Here is a 15,756-nt window from a genome sequence, read left to right on the forward strand (position 1 = left end):
ATAGCGTTCGCCTTTGTCCACGGGAAATATCCACTGAAAGCGGAGTTCAATAAAAATTTCCTGTGGACAAGAGCGACCGGAAGTGGATACTCCGCCCCTCATTAATCTACAGTTTTTGCAAAAAGCTTCGCAGAGCTTCCTACGGAAAACTTGGAGGAGGGGAACAACATGGTCGGCCGAAAGCCTTATTTTATCGCAGCCGTTTTTTTGCTGCCGGCGCTTTTGTTATATACGCTGGCGTTTATCGTGCCGATCTTTCAGACGGCTTACATGTCCTTTTTTAGCTGGAACGGCATCAAGAATGTCGCCTTGGAATATGTCGGGCTGCAAAACTACAGCGCCATGTTTCAAAAGCCTGAATTTTACCGTTCGCTCAAAAATATCGGCGTGTTTATTCTGGCTTCGTTCTTGCTGATTTTGCCGGTCGCTTTCGCGCTGGCGCATATCGTCACCAGCAAGATGAAGGGAAGACGATTTTTCAAGATTGCCTTCTTTATGCCTTCCGTGCTCCCGCTCACGGCAGTTGGCTTGATGTGGCAGTTTTTGCTCAAGGGAGAGGGCGGCCTCGTCAATATGGTGCTCTCGGCGATCGGCGCAAGTTCGCTGACCCACGATTGGCTCGGCGAACCGGCCATTGCCATCTACGTTGTTGTGGTGGTCAACGCTTGGATTTATTGCGGGCTGAACATGATCATTTTCGCCAGCGGCATGGTGGCGATTCCGGAGCAATTGTACGAGGCGGCGGCCATGGACGGAGCGGTCGGCTTCAAACGGCTTTGGTACATTACCGTGCCGATGATGCAGGAGACGCTGAAAATTTTCTCGATTCTTGCCGTGACGCAATCGCTTCGCGTGTTCGGACAAATTTTCGTTATGACCGGCGGAGGACCGAACGGCGCCACGGATGTGCCAACCACGCTGCTCTATTACGAGTCCTTTAAATATAACAACTTCGGGATGGGCAACGCCATCGGCACCTTCATTATCGTAGCGGCGCTTTTATCCACGGTCGTACTCAACAAGCTGATGAACACGAAGACGATGAAATAAAGGCAGGTGAAATGGAACATGACGCTTCGCTCGTATAAAATTCCGGCATATTTGTTTTCTACGCTTTGCGCGGTAATTTTTATGTATCCGTTGTTTTTTTCGGTGATATCTTCGCTCAAGGACAATTTGGAAATATACAATAACGTCTTTTCGCTGCCCGAGGTATGGCGCTGGAGCAACTACAAGCTCGCTTTTGTCACCGCACATATTGATAAAGCCGTATGGAATTCCTTCATTTATGCGATCGCAGGCACGCTTCTGACCTTGCTCTTGGGAGTCATGGCGTCGTTTATCCTGACCCGGATCTCGCTGAGGTGGAACGGCGCTTTATATATTTATTTCATCATGGGGCTGATGATCCCCGTCTATTCTCTCGTCATCCCGATTTCCCGGATGATCGGCTCGTTCAACGGCTTTAACAACTATTTCGTTATGATCGTGCTGTACGCGACATTTCAACTGCCGCTTACGATTTTTTTGATTACCGGCTTTATGAAAGGAATCAACAAGGAAATCGACGAATCGGCGGTCATGGACGGCTGTGGTCCGGCGACACTGCTGTTTCGGATTTTGACGCCGCTGTCCATGCCGGCCATCTCGACGGCGGGAATCCTGGCCTTTTTCGATATTTACAACGATTTGATTTGGAACGTCATTATGGTCAATGACCGGAGCATGTTCAACATTTCGATGGCGCTCATGTCCTTCGTAGGGGAACGGGGCAGCTCGCAGATGGGCCCGACGTTCGCGGGCATCATTCTCACGATCATTCCGACCATTGTCATCTATTTGCTGTTTCAGGAAAAGGTGGAGTCCGGCCTGAGCGCGGGAGCCGTGAAGGAGTAACGGAAAGGCCGGCCTTCTTGGGAGGGCTCCGGCATGATCGGCTGAAAGCCCGGCAGAGGGGCTTTCAGCGCTTTGTGTTTTTATATTCCTCTACTGTACGTTTGAAAAATTTCGCAGCAGCGCGTTTTGCCCCCTGATTTGGACCGGCATCAACCGCTTTTCTCCCGTTTCCGGGTTCAAAATCCACCTTTTCGCATCTTTGAAGGTTCCCGACTTCGGCGCGGAAATAAAGGAAATTTCGTTACGTTCCAGCGCGATCAGGTTCACGTTATTGTGATGCTCGGCAGTCGGCGGGAAAATTGTTTTGACCTTCGCGCTCGTCAGGTCCATATATTCAATCGCTCCGCCTTCCCCGTTGGCCCCGGTGTAACTGATGAAAGCAACATGGCCGCCGTCCGACGTCCAGATGGCTTTACCGATGGCCGAACGGTCGGAAGGGGAGTAGATCATTTTATTTTGACCGCTCGTCAGGTCGTAAACCCACAGGCTTGAGGCCAGCCATAGCGGAACATTTTCTCCTTTGGCATAATTGCGGTTCAACGTGGCGCTGTACACGATCCGATTCCCGTCAGGGGAAAGGACCGGCGCGGCAAACTCGACCATCAAATACCCTCCGGCGTCGTCGAGCGGAACCGGCTTCCCTCCGTACGATTGAACGATTCGATCCAATTCGTCTTGGGTCATATAAAACTTCATCCGTTCTTCCCCGTTCTCTTCTTCCGCTCGCTTGACCAGCCGAATTCCGCCCTTGACCAAGGTCTCGACTTTTCCGCTGCCCGTATCCAACACGCCGATCTCCTGATCGACATGAGTGGTTTGGTCGCTTTTCACAAACAAGATCCTCCGGTGGTCGGGGAACCACGAAATCGTCTTGATTTCGTTCATCGGAGGGAGGTTGTCGAAAAAAACGTGCTGCTTGGCGCTCGTCAGCGATTGAACAACCAGATACCTGACCGTCTGCTGCTCGTTCCATTGGGTGTAAGCGGCTTTTGTCCCGTTTGAGCAGATCACCCCGAAATTGTCCGGAGTCACGTTCGGCAGCTTTAAAATCGTCTTGCTCTCTGCCTGCTCCGGATAATAAGCGACAAGCTGGCTGCCTGTTCCGTCAGCCGTAATGCCCGCAAGCCAGCCTTTGTAGTTTTGAGCGCCTTTCAGACCCTGGTAGCTTGTGATCAACAGGTGCACGATCCACGAAAGACCGACAATAAGGATTAAAATTAACGCGATAATATGGAAGCGGTTTACCGTTTGCGCAGACCCCATAATTCCACCCCAGCCTGAAAATAATCGTAAACCATTCGGAAAAAAGGTGCCCCTGTTCCATCATTCCTCAAGAAAGGAGCACCGGTAAAGCTGCAATTGGCCGTGAAACAGCTTATGTTTGAATAAATGCGGACGACCCGTCAAATATTACGGATTCCAGTTTTCCACGGGCACCAAAGTTCTTGAGTAAAACACGCCGTCGCTCGTGTTCCCGTGGAGATCTTTAAATACGGTCTTGTCCAGGTCGGCGATGACCTTCACGTAGCGGCTGCCCGGGCATTGGTTCGGACCGAAATCGTTGCGTTTGATGGTCGACGACTTGTCCTTATCCACATCCCGGATGGTGAAGTTGATGTTCATTTTGACATCGACTGTATTTTGCCCCGTTGTGCTGGAACCGTTTCGGTAAGGCAGCGCATTTTTTCCCGACGTATTGTACCAGGTGGCGCTGCCGTAGCTGAGCAAATATTTGCCGCCGGAGGAATTATGCAGCTCGCCGATCGTATGCCGGGCATAAGTATCTTTTTTCTTTGCGCCGCATTCGTTCGGATTCCAGTAGCCGATCAGGATAGGGTTATTTTCCGTATCGTAGTGACGTTCTGCGGCAGCCGCGTTCAACCTGTTGTTCTTCAGGTTCGGCAGCAGCGCTTCAAAAGAAGCTTGTTGACTTTGGAGCGCTTGCTCCTCCGGCGTCGCGTATACGGCTCCGGGCATGTTGGACAGGACGGACCCGCCAATCGCATCCTTATGGATAATAACTCCCGACTGCTCCTTTCCCGCAAACGTCGACGATGTCGTAATGGCGCCTAACAATAAAGCAAACGACAAAACTTTTACGATCTTTTTTTCCATGGTACACAACACCTCCGACAAAAAAGTTCGTTTCATCATGTCATGTTGTGATGTATTGAAAGGTGGCCACCCGTTCAATCGCAGAAAAAGATTGTGAGATCTAAATAATAGAATAAATAACTATATTTTCCTTATTTATATCAAGGCTACAGGATGAGACTCCTATTTTCAATAGCTTCGAATAAAATGGTAACTTCGAACTAGCCTGATTCGAAAAAAGATAGCTCTTGTCGTCGCAGTTTGTCGAGGGGACGGGTAGTGGTTAGACTACAGACAGGTTCAAAATTGAATATGATATGATCATGTTTTAGAATCAGAAATAGGTAAATGCTATACAATGTATAGAATAAATTTTAAGCTTTGTAGAGGAGTATCATGTCTATATATTCACTTGTAGATGTTGAAAGTGATTTAATTATTGGAAATTGTATGAATATAGTTGGACTTTCAGGTAGTCGACAATATAGAGCACGCAATTTCTATGAATTAATTTTAGTGGGTTTGAGGTTAAATGAGATCTATATAAAACATTGCTTGGCTACCAAAGCCAATATGGCAAGAATTTGTATTAATATGTTGAGTCAAGATGAGAAGGTGATAGGCTCATTATACTTTGCACTAGCTAAACCTTATTATTTTCATAAGAATCCAATTCCTCAGGAAATATTTAACCTGGAATTATCCGGTGGGTTCTGGGTTGAACCCTCTTATGAAGCGATGGAAATTTGGAGAAAATGGATGATCTCAAAACCAACAATAAAAAATACATGGTCAAGCCTATCACAGAGACGAAGATTAGGTTGGTTGGAAGTTGTTCGTATGAATCATGCCACCTACCGTAATATTCCTACTAATAATAACTATTTCTTGGATATGACGCATGTAAGAGATTCAGTATCCTTTTATTGTGCCTTGGGGGAAGCAATGAATGGGCCAGGTGGTTATTATGGTTTTTCTTTGGACAGTCTTGATGACTGTTTTTGCGGGGGTTTTGGAGCAACGCCGCCATTTGTTCTTCACCTTTGTAATGGAAATTTTGACGAGCTAATGCATCGGGATAAAATAAAAGAATCCGAGAGAGAAAAATTACGAAAACTCCAAGAATTATTAATTTCAAATCAAGTAACCTTGGTTTGTGATTAAATTTCACGAGGTGACAGATGAAGCGTGCATTTTATATGAAAACAAGAAAGCGTGTCCCGGGAGATGAAAAAAATAGTTATCTTGACAAAATTGGAGGGCTGCCTACTCATAAACCAAATGAATTTCCTATTTATATTGATGATGTGAAATATGGATTCCTAATGCAGGTCTATTGTGATAAAGAGAAGTTTCCAAATATTGAAGGAGTTTTATGCTGGCAAATCTATCAACATGTTCGTGAACAAGATAGTCCAATCATTATAGAAGTACCGATTGGTGCAGAATTGAATAGTAATAACGAGGGTACTCCTATGAATCGATTGGAAGAGCGAATCATATATTATGAAGAAGGAATGGAGCCAGACGTTTTAGAAGTTGGTATTGGAATATATCCTGAGGAAGAAGAACTAAAGTATTATTCGTCCAAAATAGGCGGTGCTGTTCCGGAAGAATTTATTGATTGTGACTACGAATATATTGGAACAATATTTGAGGATGTTCCGGAAGAATATGAGTTGAACTTTGGTATTGAGGCTTTAAACTTAGTTAGAAATCGTGACGGGAAATTGGATCTAATATCGTAGAAAGTTTAAGAAGACGATTTTAATATTAGTAAGGCACGTTGATATACCTCAAACGAGTAAACAATGCTCGTAATCTCCTATAAATGTTATTGAAATTTGGTCTCCTTATTCAGATGTAATAAAAAAATATGAAACACCTGCTTTTGCTGAATGCTTTGGTTATGTTTCTCTTCTTGGTCTAGATGGCTGAAAAAGTTGAAAATATTAAAAAGTAGATTATGAAATAGTTCTCTTTGTTTTGCTATAGATTTGGATTAAACGGAGGAGCGGCTTTGGAGATCTTGGATAAATTGATTGGTGATATTTGGTATAGCGATAAAAATGATGGGATGGCCAATGAAATAAAGGAGTGTATTGGGTTAGGTGACACAGAATCGGTAGTGTTGCTTGAACTTATCAATGCTTTTAAACAAGGTCATTTTTCGCAAAAAACTAAACTACTTGATTTGATACATACAAGTGAAAACAGGGATTTGTTAAATGTGGCTATCAGGCTGTTCTTTTCAGTAGCTACGCCAGATGATTTTACAAAAATTGACAACTTCTTAATTAAAGCAGAACAAGAAATAGTATCTGTATTCGTTTCTTTTGCGGAAGAATCATTATCATATCAAATTATACCATCTTTATTAGGGTTGTTGTCTATATGGGAAGATACTGAATTAGGTGAAGATATTTCATTTAAAATAGGCAGTATGATAGGGTATGATAAAGCTACCTATGAACTATGTTCAGTAGATGAATTAGGTAACGAATTTATTGCTTTTTGTAAAGATAAAGATTTAGAAAAATATTATTATGATGGCGAGTTAGCTTTTCCCGGACATTTGACTAAAATGCTTATTGAAGAAACCATGATTGCTAGGTCCAGTAATAGTGAATTGAAAAATGATACTATCCCATCCTTATTATCTATTTGGAGCGGAATTAAATGTCCTGCAGATTACTATACTAAAGTAGATGATAAGATAGCTGGTCAGATCATTGAATATGTAAAACAAATAGCGTCAATGAAATGGGAAAAAGGATGTAAGTATTTTTACGGGCATAAGATACACTAGACTATATAAAAAACATTCATGGCTTTCAGCCACATCCTGGAAACGGGATGTTTTTTTATTCTGTAGCCCGAAGATTGAGATGGTTGGACTGACGAAGGCGCCTGTGGTTGTGGAGGAATTGCCACAGGAAGAAGAAGAGGAACAGCAGGATGAGTTTGAAAGTTATCCTACAGACTTTGCAAAAGCGGGTGAGGTGGCTCCAAATGGGCCTAAATCGGACAAGAATACTTGGGCATCATCGCCAAGCTCGCAAGACTATGCAAGAAAGGAATTGATTTAAGTGAATATTAAAGGTTTTGGTAAAGCAACAGATGAAATGATTGGTAATTTTGAGAAACATATTGGTTTTTCGTTACCCGAAGATTATAAACAATTTTTGCGAGAGTATAATGGTGGTACTTCAATTGTTAGATACAGTACTTTTTATGTTGAAGAGCTAAACGATAATATACCACTTGATGTGATGTATGGGTTAGATGTAGAAAGACCTTTTGATTTAATAAAGTGGTATGATGAATACAAGGACGATTTATTTTCAAATAGCATTGTAATAGGTGATGATCCAGGTTCGGGGAAAATTGTGCTAATAACCGATCCAGAGTTTAAAGGAGTTTATTATTGGGATCATGTATTTAATTTTGAGCAGTCAAGTGAAGATGAGAATACTTTTGAGATTTCAGAGAGTTTTAAAATATTTATTGAAGGATTAAAGAATCCTTAAAAAATCCCGGATTTACATTTTAGAAGCAGGATTGTATAATACAACCAACAAACCAAACACTTAAAAACTTGAAAACACGTTTGATAAACTTCCAATGGCTTATTCCAACTTGAACGATGAGGAGGAATGAGCCTTTTTTGTATGCCCAAGATCAAAGGAGGAAAAGGAAAATGGTAAAACATGTACAGGAAGTAGAGGAAAAAAACTGGGCTTTATTGCTCAGGTACAAGCAAAGAAGCTTTAGAAATGACCCTAATCTATATTAGATAGGCAGTATAATAAATTTCGTAAAGATTATTGATTTGGAGAGCAGAAGAGCATATAACCAGATCCAATGAAGAATTTCCAACCAATAAGTGTTGTAATGTTAAAGGCCAACTTGTAGACAATAAAACGGCCAAGGTAGGTGAATATTATATTTATTATTAAAATTGATATTCATAAATTAGAAAGTGATTTAAAAAAATTATATAGCTGGAAAGATTGGGATAGGATTCAGAAAGAAATATTTCATACTGATGAATGGCCTGAAACATCAATTGATAGATTAGAAGAGGATTTGGAAAGACCAGTTCAAATAATAGAAGGGTGTGAATGGGAACCAACTACTGCTTCGTATGATGTTTCTCCTGAAATTATGCATTTATACGAAAAAACCAGACAAAAAGTATTTTCTATACTCGAACCAGAAGCGGATGAGGAAAATAAACAACATCCGGAATTGCACGGCAAACGGTGTATCTATTGCAGGATTTGGACAAGGGATTTTTCGAAACAAAAATGCCTAAAATGCGGTAATGAGTTACTAGAATTACCACTTAATGAATGGGATTAGGATTAGTTTTTATTTCCAAACGTTGTAAATCAATTGAAAGCATATTACTGGTTTTGAAAGGATAGAAAAATGAATCAAGAACTAAGAATATTAATAAAAAAACTTATTGGCGGTGAAATAACAGATCTAGAATTTTTGGATTTGTTCAAGGGAAGCATAGAAAAAACTAGCTACTTTGACAAACAGTTAGAAGTTATTTGTAGAGAAAAAAATAAAGATGACCTAGGATTAATATTTTATATAGGATTTACATTTGATTTGTTTGATGAAAGACATTTGGAAATGTTAAACCAGTTAATCACTGAAGCTTGGCATAAGGTACATGAGGATATTGCTGGCTTGCTTCAATATTTTAAATCAAATTCGTCGGTAGAAAGTCTTTATACAGCAGCAATAACTAAATTTGAGTATCTTCATTACACAAATGCCCTTGCCGTAAAATGTATCTGGGCTCTAGGTGATATTAATACGCCAGAGTCTAAAGAGAAATTAGAACTCTTAAGTAAATCAAAGGAAAAAGAAATTAAAAAGAATGCTTTACACCAATTAAAAAGAATCTCTATAAAAAAGTAGTATAAAATAATTTACCAAAGTAAACACATTTATGAAATATTCGAAAAAGCGACAAGGTGATTTAGTTACTTGTCGTTTTTTTTACACCCTCAGGTACACTTGGCGGAAGGTTTTCCAATTGAATTCTCGAATAAAAAAGATGTGATAGAACCCCCACAAACAGAGAACCAGCGGAAGTGGGACGAGACTTTTGGAAAACCGAATGAACCGAAACCGAATCAAAAGCCGCCGGAAAAGCCGCCTGAGGGGACGGGTGAAGAGAAGAAAAACATAACTGGTGAAACTAGTAGCTCTAAAACCGGTAAGAAGGTCCATAAGCAAAAGGCAGATGAGCGTCGTGCTAGTGGCGATTACGATTTGGTTAATGAACCTTTAAAAGATAAAGATGGAAAAACAATTGAAGTACCAAAAAGAATAGACAAGCAGGGCAGACCTTCGAAGAAAACTCAAAAAGCTATACCCGATGCTGTACAAGGACCACCAAAAGGAAATATCATTGATGATAAGCCACTGGGTAGACCAATTTCTAAAGACAAGCAAGAAATAAGAAGGTTTATTGATGCGTATAAGATCAAGTATGGTGAACCACCTAAACAGATAATAATAGAACGATATGATCCAAAAACAGGAGCTCCAGCTGGTCGTGAAATCTATGATCCTAGTGATTTTAAGATCCCATAAAGTATAGGAGGAACTTATGGAGTATCAGGTTTATAACGAAAACAATTATAAGGTCATTGTTACAGATGAACAATTGAATGAAGCTTTTCATAAAAACGGGGTAGAGTTACCTGTTGAGATAATAATTGCTATGGGTGCTTCACACGATACAAAGTATATTCCGAGACTACTTGAAGCTCTCTCTCATCAAACACAACGGATACGAATTGAGGCAATGTATAGTTTGCTAAGTCTAAATGATATTGGCTGTGTCTCTATACTTTCAGAAAAGGAGAAAGCGATCTTAGAGGATGATTTTAACGCTCCGATAAGTGAAAAGGCAATTCTCCAGTCCGTTCTCATACGTCTTGAAAAAGGGCCAAATGGCACTGAAGAAGCATTTTTCAAGGGAGATATCCTTCCTCTTGTTAAGACAGGGTTGTTATATAATTATTCTAGCAACTTAGTTTTAACTATGAATGATGTGCAATTTATCATTAATGCACTGAAAGCGTATGTTCATAAGAGTGAATTCTGGATGGCAAAAATGAAAAAAGATGAATATGAAGATGTGATAATTAAAGGATTAGAGGCACTTTGGACAGCAACCGAAGATAGTTCCTTGTTAAGGAGTTTAGGTCCTGAATACAATGAAAAGTTAGTTGAAGTAGGGACTCACGTGTTGAAAATGAAGATAGATTCTTATGCAAAAGAAATCATTGCAATATTTGCAAAAGCATTGTCACCCGAGTATGCCTATTTAATGTTAGAACCTATTATGAATGGACGCGCAAAGGGTGATGTCAAAAAGGAACTAGAAAAATCAATTCAGATTCTCCGCCAAAATGAAAGGGGAATCGAATAGAAAATGGGTATGGAACATAAAGCTTATTTATTTGATACAAATGGTTTTATGAAAGAATTAAGTGAGACTATCATTACTTCGGGTACTACGAATAATATTAAATTATTGAAAGAGTTTATTTTTAACCATTTGGGAATTGTTAGATCTGTATACACAGGGGAACTGCTAGATAAAGAGTGGGAACAAGAATTAGAAAATGGTGAGGTTCAAGAACTAGCTGATTTTGCTATGACATGTTACTATTCTCCAGATGAAGAACAGGGATTATCTTATTTGTGGGATGCACTGATTGAAGCACTAGTTAAGCTACCTACTAAATTTGATCCTAATTATTATATTCTCGGGCGTCCATTAGAATCAGAAATGTTTATTCTTGATCCAGGAGGAATGGGACTGGGATTTGTATACGCTGAAGACGTACCTAGTATGTATAACGAACTACTCGAATTAAAACGAAACCTAATAAGTAATGGTTTGCCGTCAAATGATTTAGTATATCATGCATCTTTTTCAGAATTAATAGAGGCTTATGACGAACTCGTGATCCTCTATAAAGATGCAACAGAAGCGAAGCGAGGTTTATTAATGACGTTTTAATAGATTTGACAAACTAAATCTCAATTTAATATTTCTAGGGTTACCTGGGTCTGTCAGGTCTGCCTAAAATTTTGTGTAATCAGATTTCAATCCCAGCAACAAAATCGTACAATACAACCAACAAACCAAACACTAAAAAACCTGACAAACACGCTTAGCAACTTTCAAAGGCTTATTCCACTTGAACTATAGAGGAGGAATAAGCCTTTTTGCATGTTCAAAATAACAGGCGAACTTCGGCAAGGAGCTCGTTCTTACTGCCAAGGAGAGCAAGGAAGGCAATATTTTTATCAAGCTGCATGAAGAGGATGGTATTGAGATTCACAGTATGCATCCCATTGTTTTTTCTTCGGAAAAGGATATGGAGATTACGTCAGACACCAAGGTTGAGATCAAGGCCAAAGAAGCGATCTACCTCATGTGCAGCACCAGCAGCATGATTTTGGACGGGGAAGTGGATCTTCAAGCGCCGAAGATTGAGATGGTCGGGCTGACGAAGGCACCTGTTGTGGTTGTGGAGGATTTGCCGCAGGAGGAGGAAGAGCAGGAAGAGGAAGAGTCTGGCTGGGGTGGATTTCTGGATGGCTTGCAGCTTGGACTGGATCTTGTGGGACTCATTCCGGGTCTGGGAGAAATAGCGGACTTAGCGAATGCAGGAATCTCGCTCGCACGAGGAGACTATCAGGAGCGGCGCTATCTTTGGCGGCGTTTATCCCTTTTGCAGGCTGGGGAGCTACGGGTGCAAAGCTGGGGATGAAGGCTCAAGGTTGTCACGAAAGGCAAGAAAGTCGCCAAGGCCACGGAGAATGCGACAAGCGCTACGAAAAAGGCAAAAGCTATCGTGAAGAATAAATCTCCGGGAAATGGCAGGGGAAAAGTGAGAACCGCAGCGCGCAATGCAAAAGAGGACATGAGCGAGCTGGAGGCTGTCCAGAAGATGAAGGATGGCATGCTGGTCAAGGCGATGCAAAAGCCTGCGGTACAGAAATCGATAGAGATTGGAAAAGAAGTTGCTCTGGAAGTGGGCATGGAACTTCTGGACGAGGCAACAGGTGGCGTGGCTTCATTGGCATTTGGAGTCGCAGGATCGCGTAGGGGGAGGAAGACTGGCGGTTCTGCAAGCGGGTCTGGCACGGGTAGATCAGAACCACAAGCAACCCAAAAGGATCGGTCACCCGACAAGGATCAAGCGAATGAACAGAAGTTACGGAAAGTGGCAAATGGAGATTTAGATTATTCCGGGGAAGTTCGAAAAAAGGGGATACAAATAAGAAGTCGGGAGGAGGAAATGGTCAAGATACGGAGAAACCACCTAGTAAGCCTCCAGAAGGTGAGGGGACGGGAAATTCTACTGATGCATACGGTGGTTATTACCAACGTAAGCAACAAAGAACAGATGATTACAATAATAAAACTGGGAAATGGACACCTGCTAAGAAGACATCTCCACCCAATGGACCTTACCGGACAGACAGAGAAGCAGAAGAAGCAGCAAATATACTAGGTTTTGAAAAGGCCAATGGAGGTAGGGCTAAAGCGGCTGTCTTTTATTCAGAAGAACGAGGAGTTTATATAACAAGAGATATTCCGCGGCAGAGCACGGGGAGTGCAGATAACGGTGGTGTGTGGATAATGGCTAATACAATATTAATGAGCAGGTAAACTAGATTGGGAACATATGATAAAAATTTAAATCGAATTGGAGATTAGAGTATGTATTATTGGCAAGTAAGAAAATACCCTCCTTTAAAAGAAGGGGAAGAGAATAAGCCTAAAGTACCTACGTGGACTTCGATAATTGACATAGGGCGGACTTATAATGGGGTAAGCCTCTCAATGAACGAGTATTTATCTATTGAGGAAAAATATGTTAAGGCGGTAGAAATCTATATGAACAGTATTCAAGTTCATGAATTAGAAATTTACTTAATAAGTAAATTAAGAGAAGAACTTTTTACTGAACACATTTTAAAGTATCCGAAGTGCTATTCTCAAGAGATTGTAGAATCTTATTACTCCTTACAGGACGGCTCTCTCCTTACAGGCAAACAAATAGAACATATCGTTAGATTGGGCATGAGAGAGGACGTTGCTTGTCAACTTAGAAATGGAGACAAATTTTTCTTGAACTTTTCCTACGATTATTACATGGATATTGGTAGCTCTATCCTATGCGAGGATGCAATAATGGAGATAAGGAATCTAGGTCTATTTATAGACTTGTGGGAATGGCCATATGAAGGGAATGTATGGGAGAACTCTGTTGAATAGTTTGGATTATACCTTGATTGGCTTAATGCCTTTCAAGGTTCTTTCTTGGTGGGGCTATCCAGTGCAGAATGAACCCATCATTTCAATCTAGACGAGTGGCCCCGTCAACAATCTAACAGAAAAAGAAGCACTTATTATCGCGCAAGCATACAAAGATAAATACAAGTTTTACGGCCAATTAACCGGTGAAGTAAATAATACGAATTTATCATTTCAGATGAAACGGCGAAGATGAAGAATGATCTTATGTAGAAATGGTCTAATCCATCAAAAAAGGTATAATTTAAAGTGTTAAAATGCAGCGATTAGACCAAGGACAGGAGCCGTTATACCAGTATGTATTAGATTCTAGGGAAAGTTTCCAGTAAATCAATTTATAAAAGGAACGGTGTTTGATCAATGCAAGTAGAAAAAATAAATAATGGTTCAGAATGGTGCATGCAATTTTCTAATGAAGAGCTTTATAAATATCTTATAACTAAATTTGATGGTAATCTAGATGTAATTATAAGGACTTTATCTGATGATGAGCAAGAGGTTGAAATAACGTCAAATATACCAATTCAATTTATATGTTTTGATGGAGACAACCAAGATTTGTTTATTAGTTTCTATGGAAATCAAACTTCAATTTTTGTAAAAGATGAAGAATTAATGTTTATTGATGAAAGCACAAAAGGTACATATACAACAAGTGATACTTTTCAGAATGTTGTATATGAGGGAACATTACGCAATCTCACCCATGCTGAGATGTTAACTTTATTTGCTGAAGTTATTACGTGCTTTATTGGTGGAATAGAAGTTGAAATAATTGAGAAAGAAGTTCCCTGCGATAAACAGTATAAACAATACGATTATTATAAACCACATAGTTATGAGATAAATGTAAAAAACAATAATTTAGATAGAAAAAAGAAGACTTTTGAAAATATTACTATAAATTATTGATTAAAGGGCGAAAATAGAATGAAAGAACTCGAAGATAAATTTAGTGAGTTGCGAGCAGATATGATATCCATATGTATGAATATGTTGAAGATAGAGCCGATAAAGTATATGTCTACGCTTCATGTGAAGAAGGTATTGTTTCGAGCAGTTGAAACCACTAAGACCAAGGTAGGTGAATATTATGTTTAATATTAAAATTGATATTCATAAATTAGAAAGCGATTTAAAAAAATTATATAATTGGAAAGATTGGGATAGGATTCAGAAAGAAATATTTCATACTGATGAATGGCCTGAAACATCAATTGATAGATTAGAAGAGGATTTGGAAAGACCAGTTCAAATAATAGAAGGGTGTGAATGGGATTCTACTACTAATTCGTATGATGTTTCCCCAGAAATTATGCATTTATACGAAAAAACAAGATGGAGAGCATTTTCTATACTCGAACCAGAAGCGGATGAGGAAAATAAACAACATCCGGAATTGTACGGCAAACGGTGTATCTATTGTAGGATTTGGACAAGGGATTTTTCGAAACAAAAATGCCCGAAATGTAGTAATGAGTTACTAAAATTACCACTTAATGAATGGGATTAGGATTAGTTTTTGTTGCTAAACATTGTAAATCAATTGAAAGCAGTTGATGCTGCGGGTGAGGACTATGATGATTTTGTTGAAATACTGGAAGACTTGGGGAAACTGGCTGCTTCAAGAAGATAAAATTATGGGGAAACTAAATGAATAAGACTCAAATTGCAAAAGACATTAGAGGTGCCATAAAAAGTGTCCAACTGGATACGTTAAGAGATTTACTTGAGAAAAATCCAGAAATGTTAGAATGGATGACACCCTTTGGTACATGGTTACATGTAGCATCAGCTCATGGGCACTTAGAAATAATAGAATATCTTATTAATGCTGGGATAGATATTAATGCACAGGGTGGAACTTTTTCTACAAATGCGCTTGAAAGAGCAGCTGCAAAAGGAAATTTAGATATTGCAGAATATCTCATTAACCATAATATTGAGATTGATACTAGTGAACCAGAGAGAAATCCTCTGTTTGCTGCAATATATGGTGGTCATTTTGAGATTGTTAAATTGTTAGTTGAGAATAATATAGACATATCTATAAAATACTCTGGTGACAACATGAAAGATATGGATGCTTATGCATTCGCCATTGAAAGAGGAGAAACAGAGATTGCTGAATATTTAAAGCAATATTGGATGAAAAAGAGTAAAAAAGAAACGGTGCAAAAAACATAGTGCTTGAAACCAATTCATAAACAAGTAAAAAAATAGAAAAATATCTGCACATTCCGATAAGATGGTTGCACCAACTTTGAGGAATGGGTTTGTCAACAATTTGTGTAAACCATCCAACAAAAAGATCGTACAATAAAACCAACAAACCAAACTTAATAAACTATCAAAGGCTTATTCCAGCTCGAAAAATGAGGAGGAATGAGTCTTTT

Annotated in this window: 20 protein-coding genes and 1 pseudogene; 19 read left to right on the plus strand and 2 right to left on the minus strand. The window is 39.8% G+C overall.

Going from position 1 to position 15,756, the window contains the following annotated elements:
- The first annotated feature begins 168 nt into the window (after positions 1–168).
- The gene (locus tag QJ48_RS17295) at positions 169–1,050 is read left to right on the plus strand and encodes a carbohydrate ABC transporter permease (protein WP_054974802.1); all 882 of its coding nucleotides are present in this window, start codon (positions 169–171) and stop codon (positions 1,048–1,050) included.
- Positions 1,051–1,068: 18 nt separating this feature from the next.
- Positions 1,069–1,896: a carbohydrate ABC transporter permease gene (locus QJ48_RS17300; RefSeq protein ID WP_054974803.1), complete on the plus strand. Its 828-nt coding sequence runs from the start codon at positions 1,069–1,071 to the stop codon at positions 1,894–1,896.
- Positions 1,897–1,986: 90 nt separating this feature from the next.
- Here the strand turns inward: QJ48_RS17300 and QJ48_RS17305 are convergent, their stop codons facing one another.
- Positions 1,987–3,159 (minus strand): PD40 domain-containing protein, encoded by a 1,173-nt coding sequence (locus QJ48_RS17305; protein ID WP_054974804.1) that lies wholly within the window; start codon positions 3,157–3,159, stop codon positions 1,987–1,989.
- A gap of 147 nt (positions 3,160–3,306) precedes the next feature.
- On the minus strand, positions 3,307–4,011 hold the full coding sequence (locus tag QJ48_RS17310; RefSeq protein ID WP_054974805.1) for a hypothetical protein: 705 nt from the start codon (positions 4,009–4,011) through the stop codon (positions 3,307–3,309).
- 375 nt (positions 4,012–4,386) lie between these two features.
- Between QJ48_RS17310 and QJ48_RS38750 the strand changes: the two genes are divergently transcribed.
- From QJ48_RS38750 to QJ48_RS17375, 17 genes and pseudogenes are all read left to right on the plus strand, one after another.
- Entirely contained in the window at positions 4,387–5,154 is a 768-nt protein-coding gene (locus QJ48_RS38750; RefSeq protein ID WP_082420550.1) for a barstar family protein, read from the plus strand.
- A 17-nt stretch (positions 5,155–5,171) separates the two neighbouring features.
- Positions 5,172–5,738, plus strand: coding sequence for a hypothetical protein (locus QJ48_RS17315; RefSeq protein WP_054974806.1), 567 nt, complete (start codon positions 5,172–5,174; stop codon positions 5,736–5,738).
- 97 nt (positions 5,739–5,835) lie between these two features.
- A pseudogene (locus QJ48_RS38755) lies at positions 5,836–5,953 on the plus strand (T6SS immunity protein Tdi1 domain-containing protein); the annotation flags it as partial.
- Between the two features lie 66 nt (positions 5,954–6,019).
- Positions 6,020–6,799 carry an Imm47 family immunity protein gene (gene imm47 / locus QJ48_RS17320; RefSeq protein WP_157261663.1) on the plus strand — a complete coding sequence of 260 codons (780 nt, stop codon included), beginning with the start codon at positions 6,020–6,022 and terminating at the stop codon, positions 6,797–6,799.
- Positions 6,800–6,908: 109 nt separating this feature from the next.
- On the plus strand, positions 6,909–7,079 hold the full coding sequence (locus tag QJ48_RS37500) for a hypothetical protein (RefSeq protein ID WP_237762950.1): 171 nt from the start codon (positions 6,909–6,911) through the stop codon (positions 7,077–7,079).
- Positions 7,080–7,520 (plus strand): SMI1/KNR4 family protein, encoded by a 441-nt coding sequence (locus QJ48_RS17330; protein ID WP_054974809.1) that lies wholly within the window; start codon positions 7,080–7,082, stop codon positions 7,518–7,520. It abuts the gene before it with no gap.
- Between the two features lie 406 nt (positions 7,521–7,926).
- Entirely contained in the window at positions 7,927–8,355 is a 429-nt protein-coding gene (locus QJ48_RS35980) for a hypothetical protein (protein WP_237762951.1), read from the plus strand.
- Between the two features lie 69 nt (positions 8,356–8,424).
- A complete protein-coding gene (locus tag QJ48_RS17335) occupies positions 8,425–8,928 on the plus strand; it encodes a hypothetical protein (RefSeq protein WP_054974810.1) in 504 nt (167 codons plus the stop codon).
- 69 nt (positions 8,929–8,997) lie between these two features.
- Positions 8,998–9,609, plus strand: a complete 612-nt coding sequence (locus QJ48_RS38110) for a hypothetical protein (RefSeq protein ID WP_054974811.1) — start codon at positions 8,998–9,000, stop codon at positions 9,607–9,609.
- A 16-nt stretch (positions 9,610–9,625) separates the two neighbouring features.
- Positions 9,626–10,453: a hypothetical protein gene (locus QJ48_RS17345; RefSeq protein WP_054974812.1), complete on the plus strand. Its 828-nt coding sequence runs from the start codon at positions 9,626–9,628 to the stop codon at positions 10,451–10,453.
- Between the two features lie 3 nt (positions 10,454–10,456).
- A complete protein-coding gene (locus tag QJ48_RS17350) occupies positions 10,457–11,050 on the plus strand; it encodes a hypothetical protein (protein ID WP_054974813.1) in 594 nt (197 codons plus the stop codon).
- A gap of 361 nt (positions 11,051–11,411) precedes the next feature.
- Positions 11,412–11,807: a hypothetical protein gene (locus tag QJ48_RS38760; RefSeq protein WP_237762952.1), complete on the plus strand. Its 396-nt coding sequence runs from the start codon at positions 11,412–11,414 to the stop codon at positions 11,805–11,807.
- Between the two features lie 153 nt (positions 11,808–11,960).
- Complete coding sequence (locus QJ48_RS38765; protein WP_054974815.1) at positions 11,961–12,554, plus strand: hypothetical protein; 594 nt, start codon at positions 11,961–11,963, stop codon at positions 12,552–12,554.
- 209 nt (positions 12,555–12,763) lie between these two features.
- Positions 12,764–13,321, plus strand: coding sequence for a hypothetical protein (locus QJ48_RS17365; RefSeq protein WP_054974816.1), 558 nt, complete (start codon positions 12,764–12,766; stop codon positions 13,319–13,321).
- Positions 13,322–13,720: 399 nt separating this feature from the next.
- Positions 13,721–14,272, plus strand: a complete 552-nt coding sequence (locus QJ48_RS17370) for a hypothetical protein (protein ID WP_054974817.1) — start codon at positions 13,721–13,723, stop codon at positions 14,270–14,272.
- A gap of 181 nt (positions 14,273–14,453) precedes the next feature.
- A complete protein-coding gene (locus QJ48_RS35990) occupies positions 14,454–14,873 on the plus strand; it encodes a hypothetical protein (protein ID WP_082420551.1) in 420 nt (139 codons plus the stop codon).
- Between the two features lie 140 nt (positions 14,874–15,013).
- The gene (locus tag QJ48_RS17375; protein WP_054974818.1) at positions 15,014–15,547 is read left to right on the plus strand and encodes an ankyrin repeat domain-containing protein; all 534 of its coding nucleotides are present in this window, start codon (positions 15,014–15,016) and stop codon (positions 15,545–15,547) included.
- Positions 15,548–15,756: the final 209 nt, after the last annotated feature.

This window comes from Paenibacillus sp. A3, from assembly GCF_001399685.1.
GTDB lineage: Bacteria > Bacillota > Bacilli > Paenibacillales > NBRC-103111 > Paenibacillus_G.

Excerpts from the sequence above, each read along its gene's own strand:
- QJ48_RS17295 (WP_054974802.1), top strand. The coding sequence starts at position 169 with ATGGTCGGCCGAAAGCCTTATTTTATCGCAGCCGTTTTTTTGCTGCCG.
- QJ48_RS17300 (WP_054974803.1), top strand. The coding sequence starts at position 1,069 with ATGACGCTTCGCTCGTATAAAATTCCGGCATATTTGTTTTCTACGCTT.
- QJ48_RS17305 (WP_054974804.1), bottom strand. The coding sequence starts at position 3,159 with ATGGGGTCTGCGCAAACGGTAAACCGCTTCCATATTATCGCGTTAATT.
- QJ48_RS17310 (WP_054974805.1), bottom strand. The coding sequence starts at position 4,011 with ATGGAAAAAAAGATCGTAAAAGTTTTGTCGTTTGCTTTATTGTTAGGC.
- QJ48_RS38750 (WP_082420550.1), top strand. The coding sequence starts at position 4,387 with ATGTCTATATATTCACTTGTAGATGTTGAAAGTGATTTAATTATTGGA.
- QJ48_RS17315 (WP_054974806.1), top strand. The coding sequence starts at position 5,172 with ATGAAGCGTGCATTTTATATGAAAACAAGAAAGCGTGTCCCGGGAGAT.
- QJ48_RS17335 (WP_054974810.1), top strand. The coding sequence starts at position 8,425 with ATGAATCAAGAACTAAGAATATTAATAAAAAAACTTATTGGCGGTGAA.
- QJ48_RS17345 (WP_054974812.1), top strand. The coding sequence starts at position 9,626 with ATGGAGTATCAGGTTTATAACGAAAACAATTATAAGGTCATTGTTACA.
- QJ48_RS17350 (WP_054974813.1), top strand. The coding sequence starts at position 10,457 with ATGGGTATGGAACATAAAGCTTATTTATTTGATACAAATGGTTTTATG.
- QJ48_RS38760 (WP_237762952.1), top strand. The coding sequence starts at position 11,412 with ATGGAGATTACGTCAGACACCAAGGTTGAGATCAAGGCCAAAGAAGCG.
- QJ48_RS38765 (WP_054974815.1), top strand. The coding sequence starts at position 11,961 with ATGAGCGAGCTGGAGGCTGTCCAGAAGATGAAGGATGGCATGCTGGTC.
- QJ48_RS17365 (WP_054974816.1), top strand. The coding sequence starts at position 12,764 with ATGTATTATTGGCAAGTAAGAAAATACCCTCCTTTAAAAGAAGGGGAA.
- QJ48_RS17370 (WP_054974817.1), top strand. The coding sequence starts at position 13,721 with ATGCAAGTAGAAAAAATAAATAATGGTTCAGAATGGTGCATGCAATTT.
- QJ48_RS35990 (WP_082420551.1), top strand. The coding sequence starts at position 14,454 with ATGTTTAATATTAAAATTGATATTCATAAATTAGAAAGCGATTTAAAA.
- QJ48_RS17375 (WP_054974818.1), top strand. The coding sequence starts at position 15,014 with ATGAATAAGACTCAAATTGCAAAAGACATTAGAGGTGCCATAAAAAGT.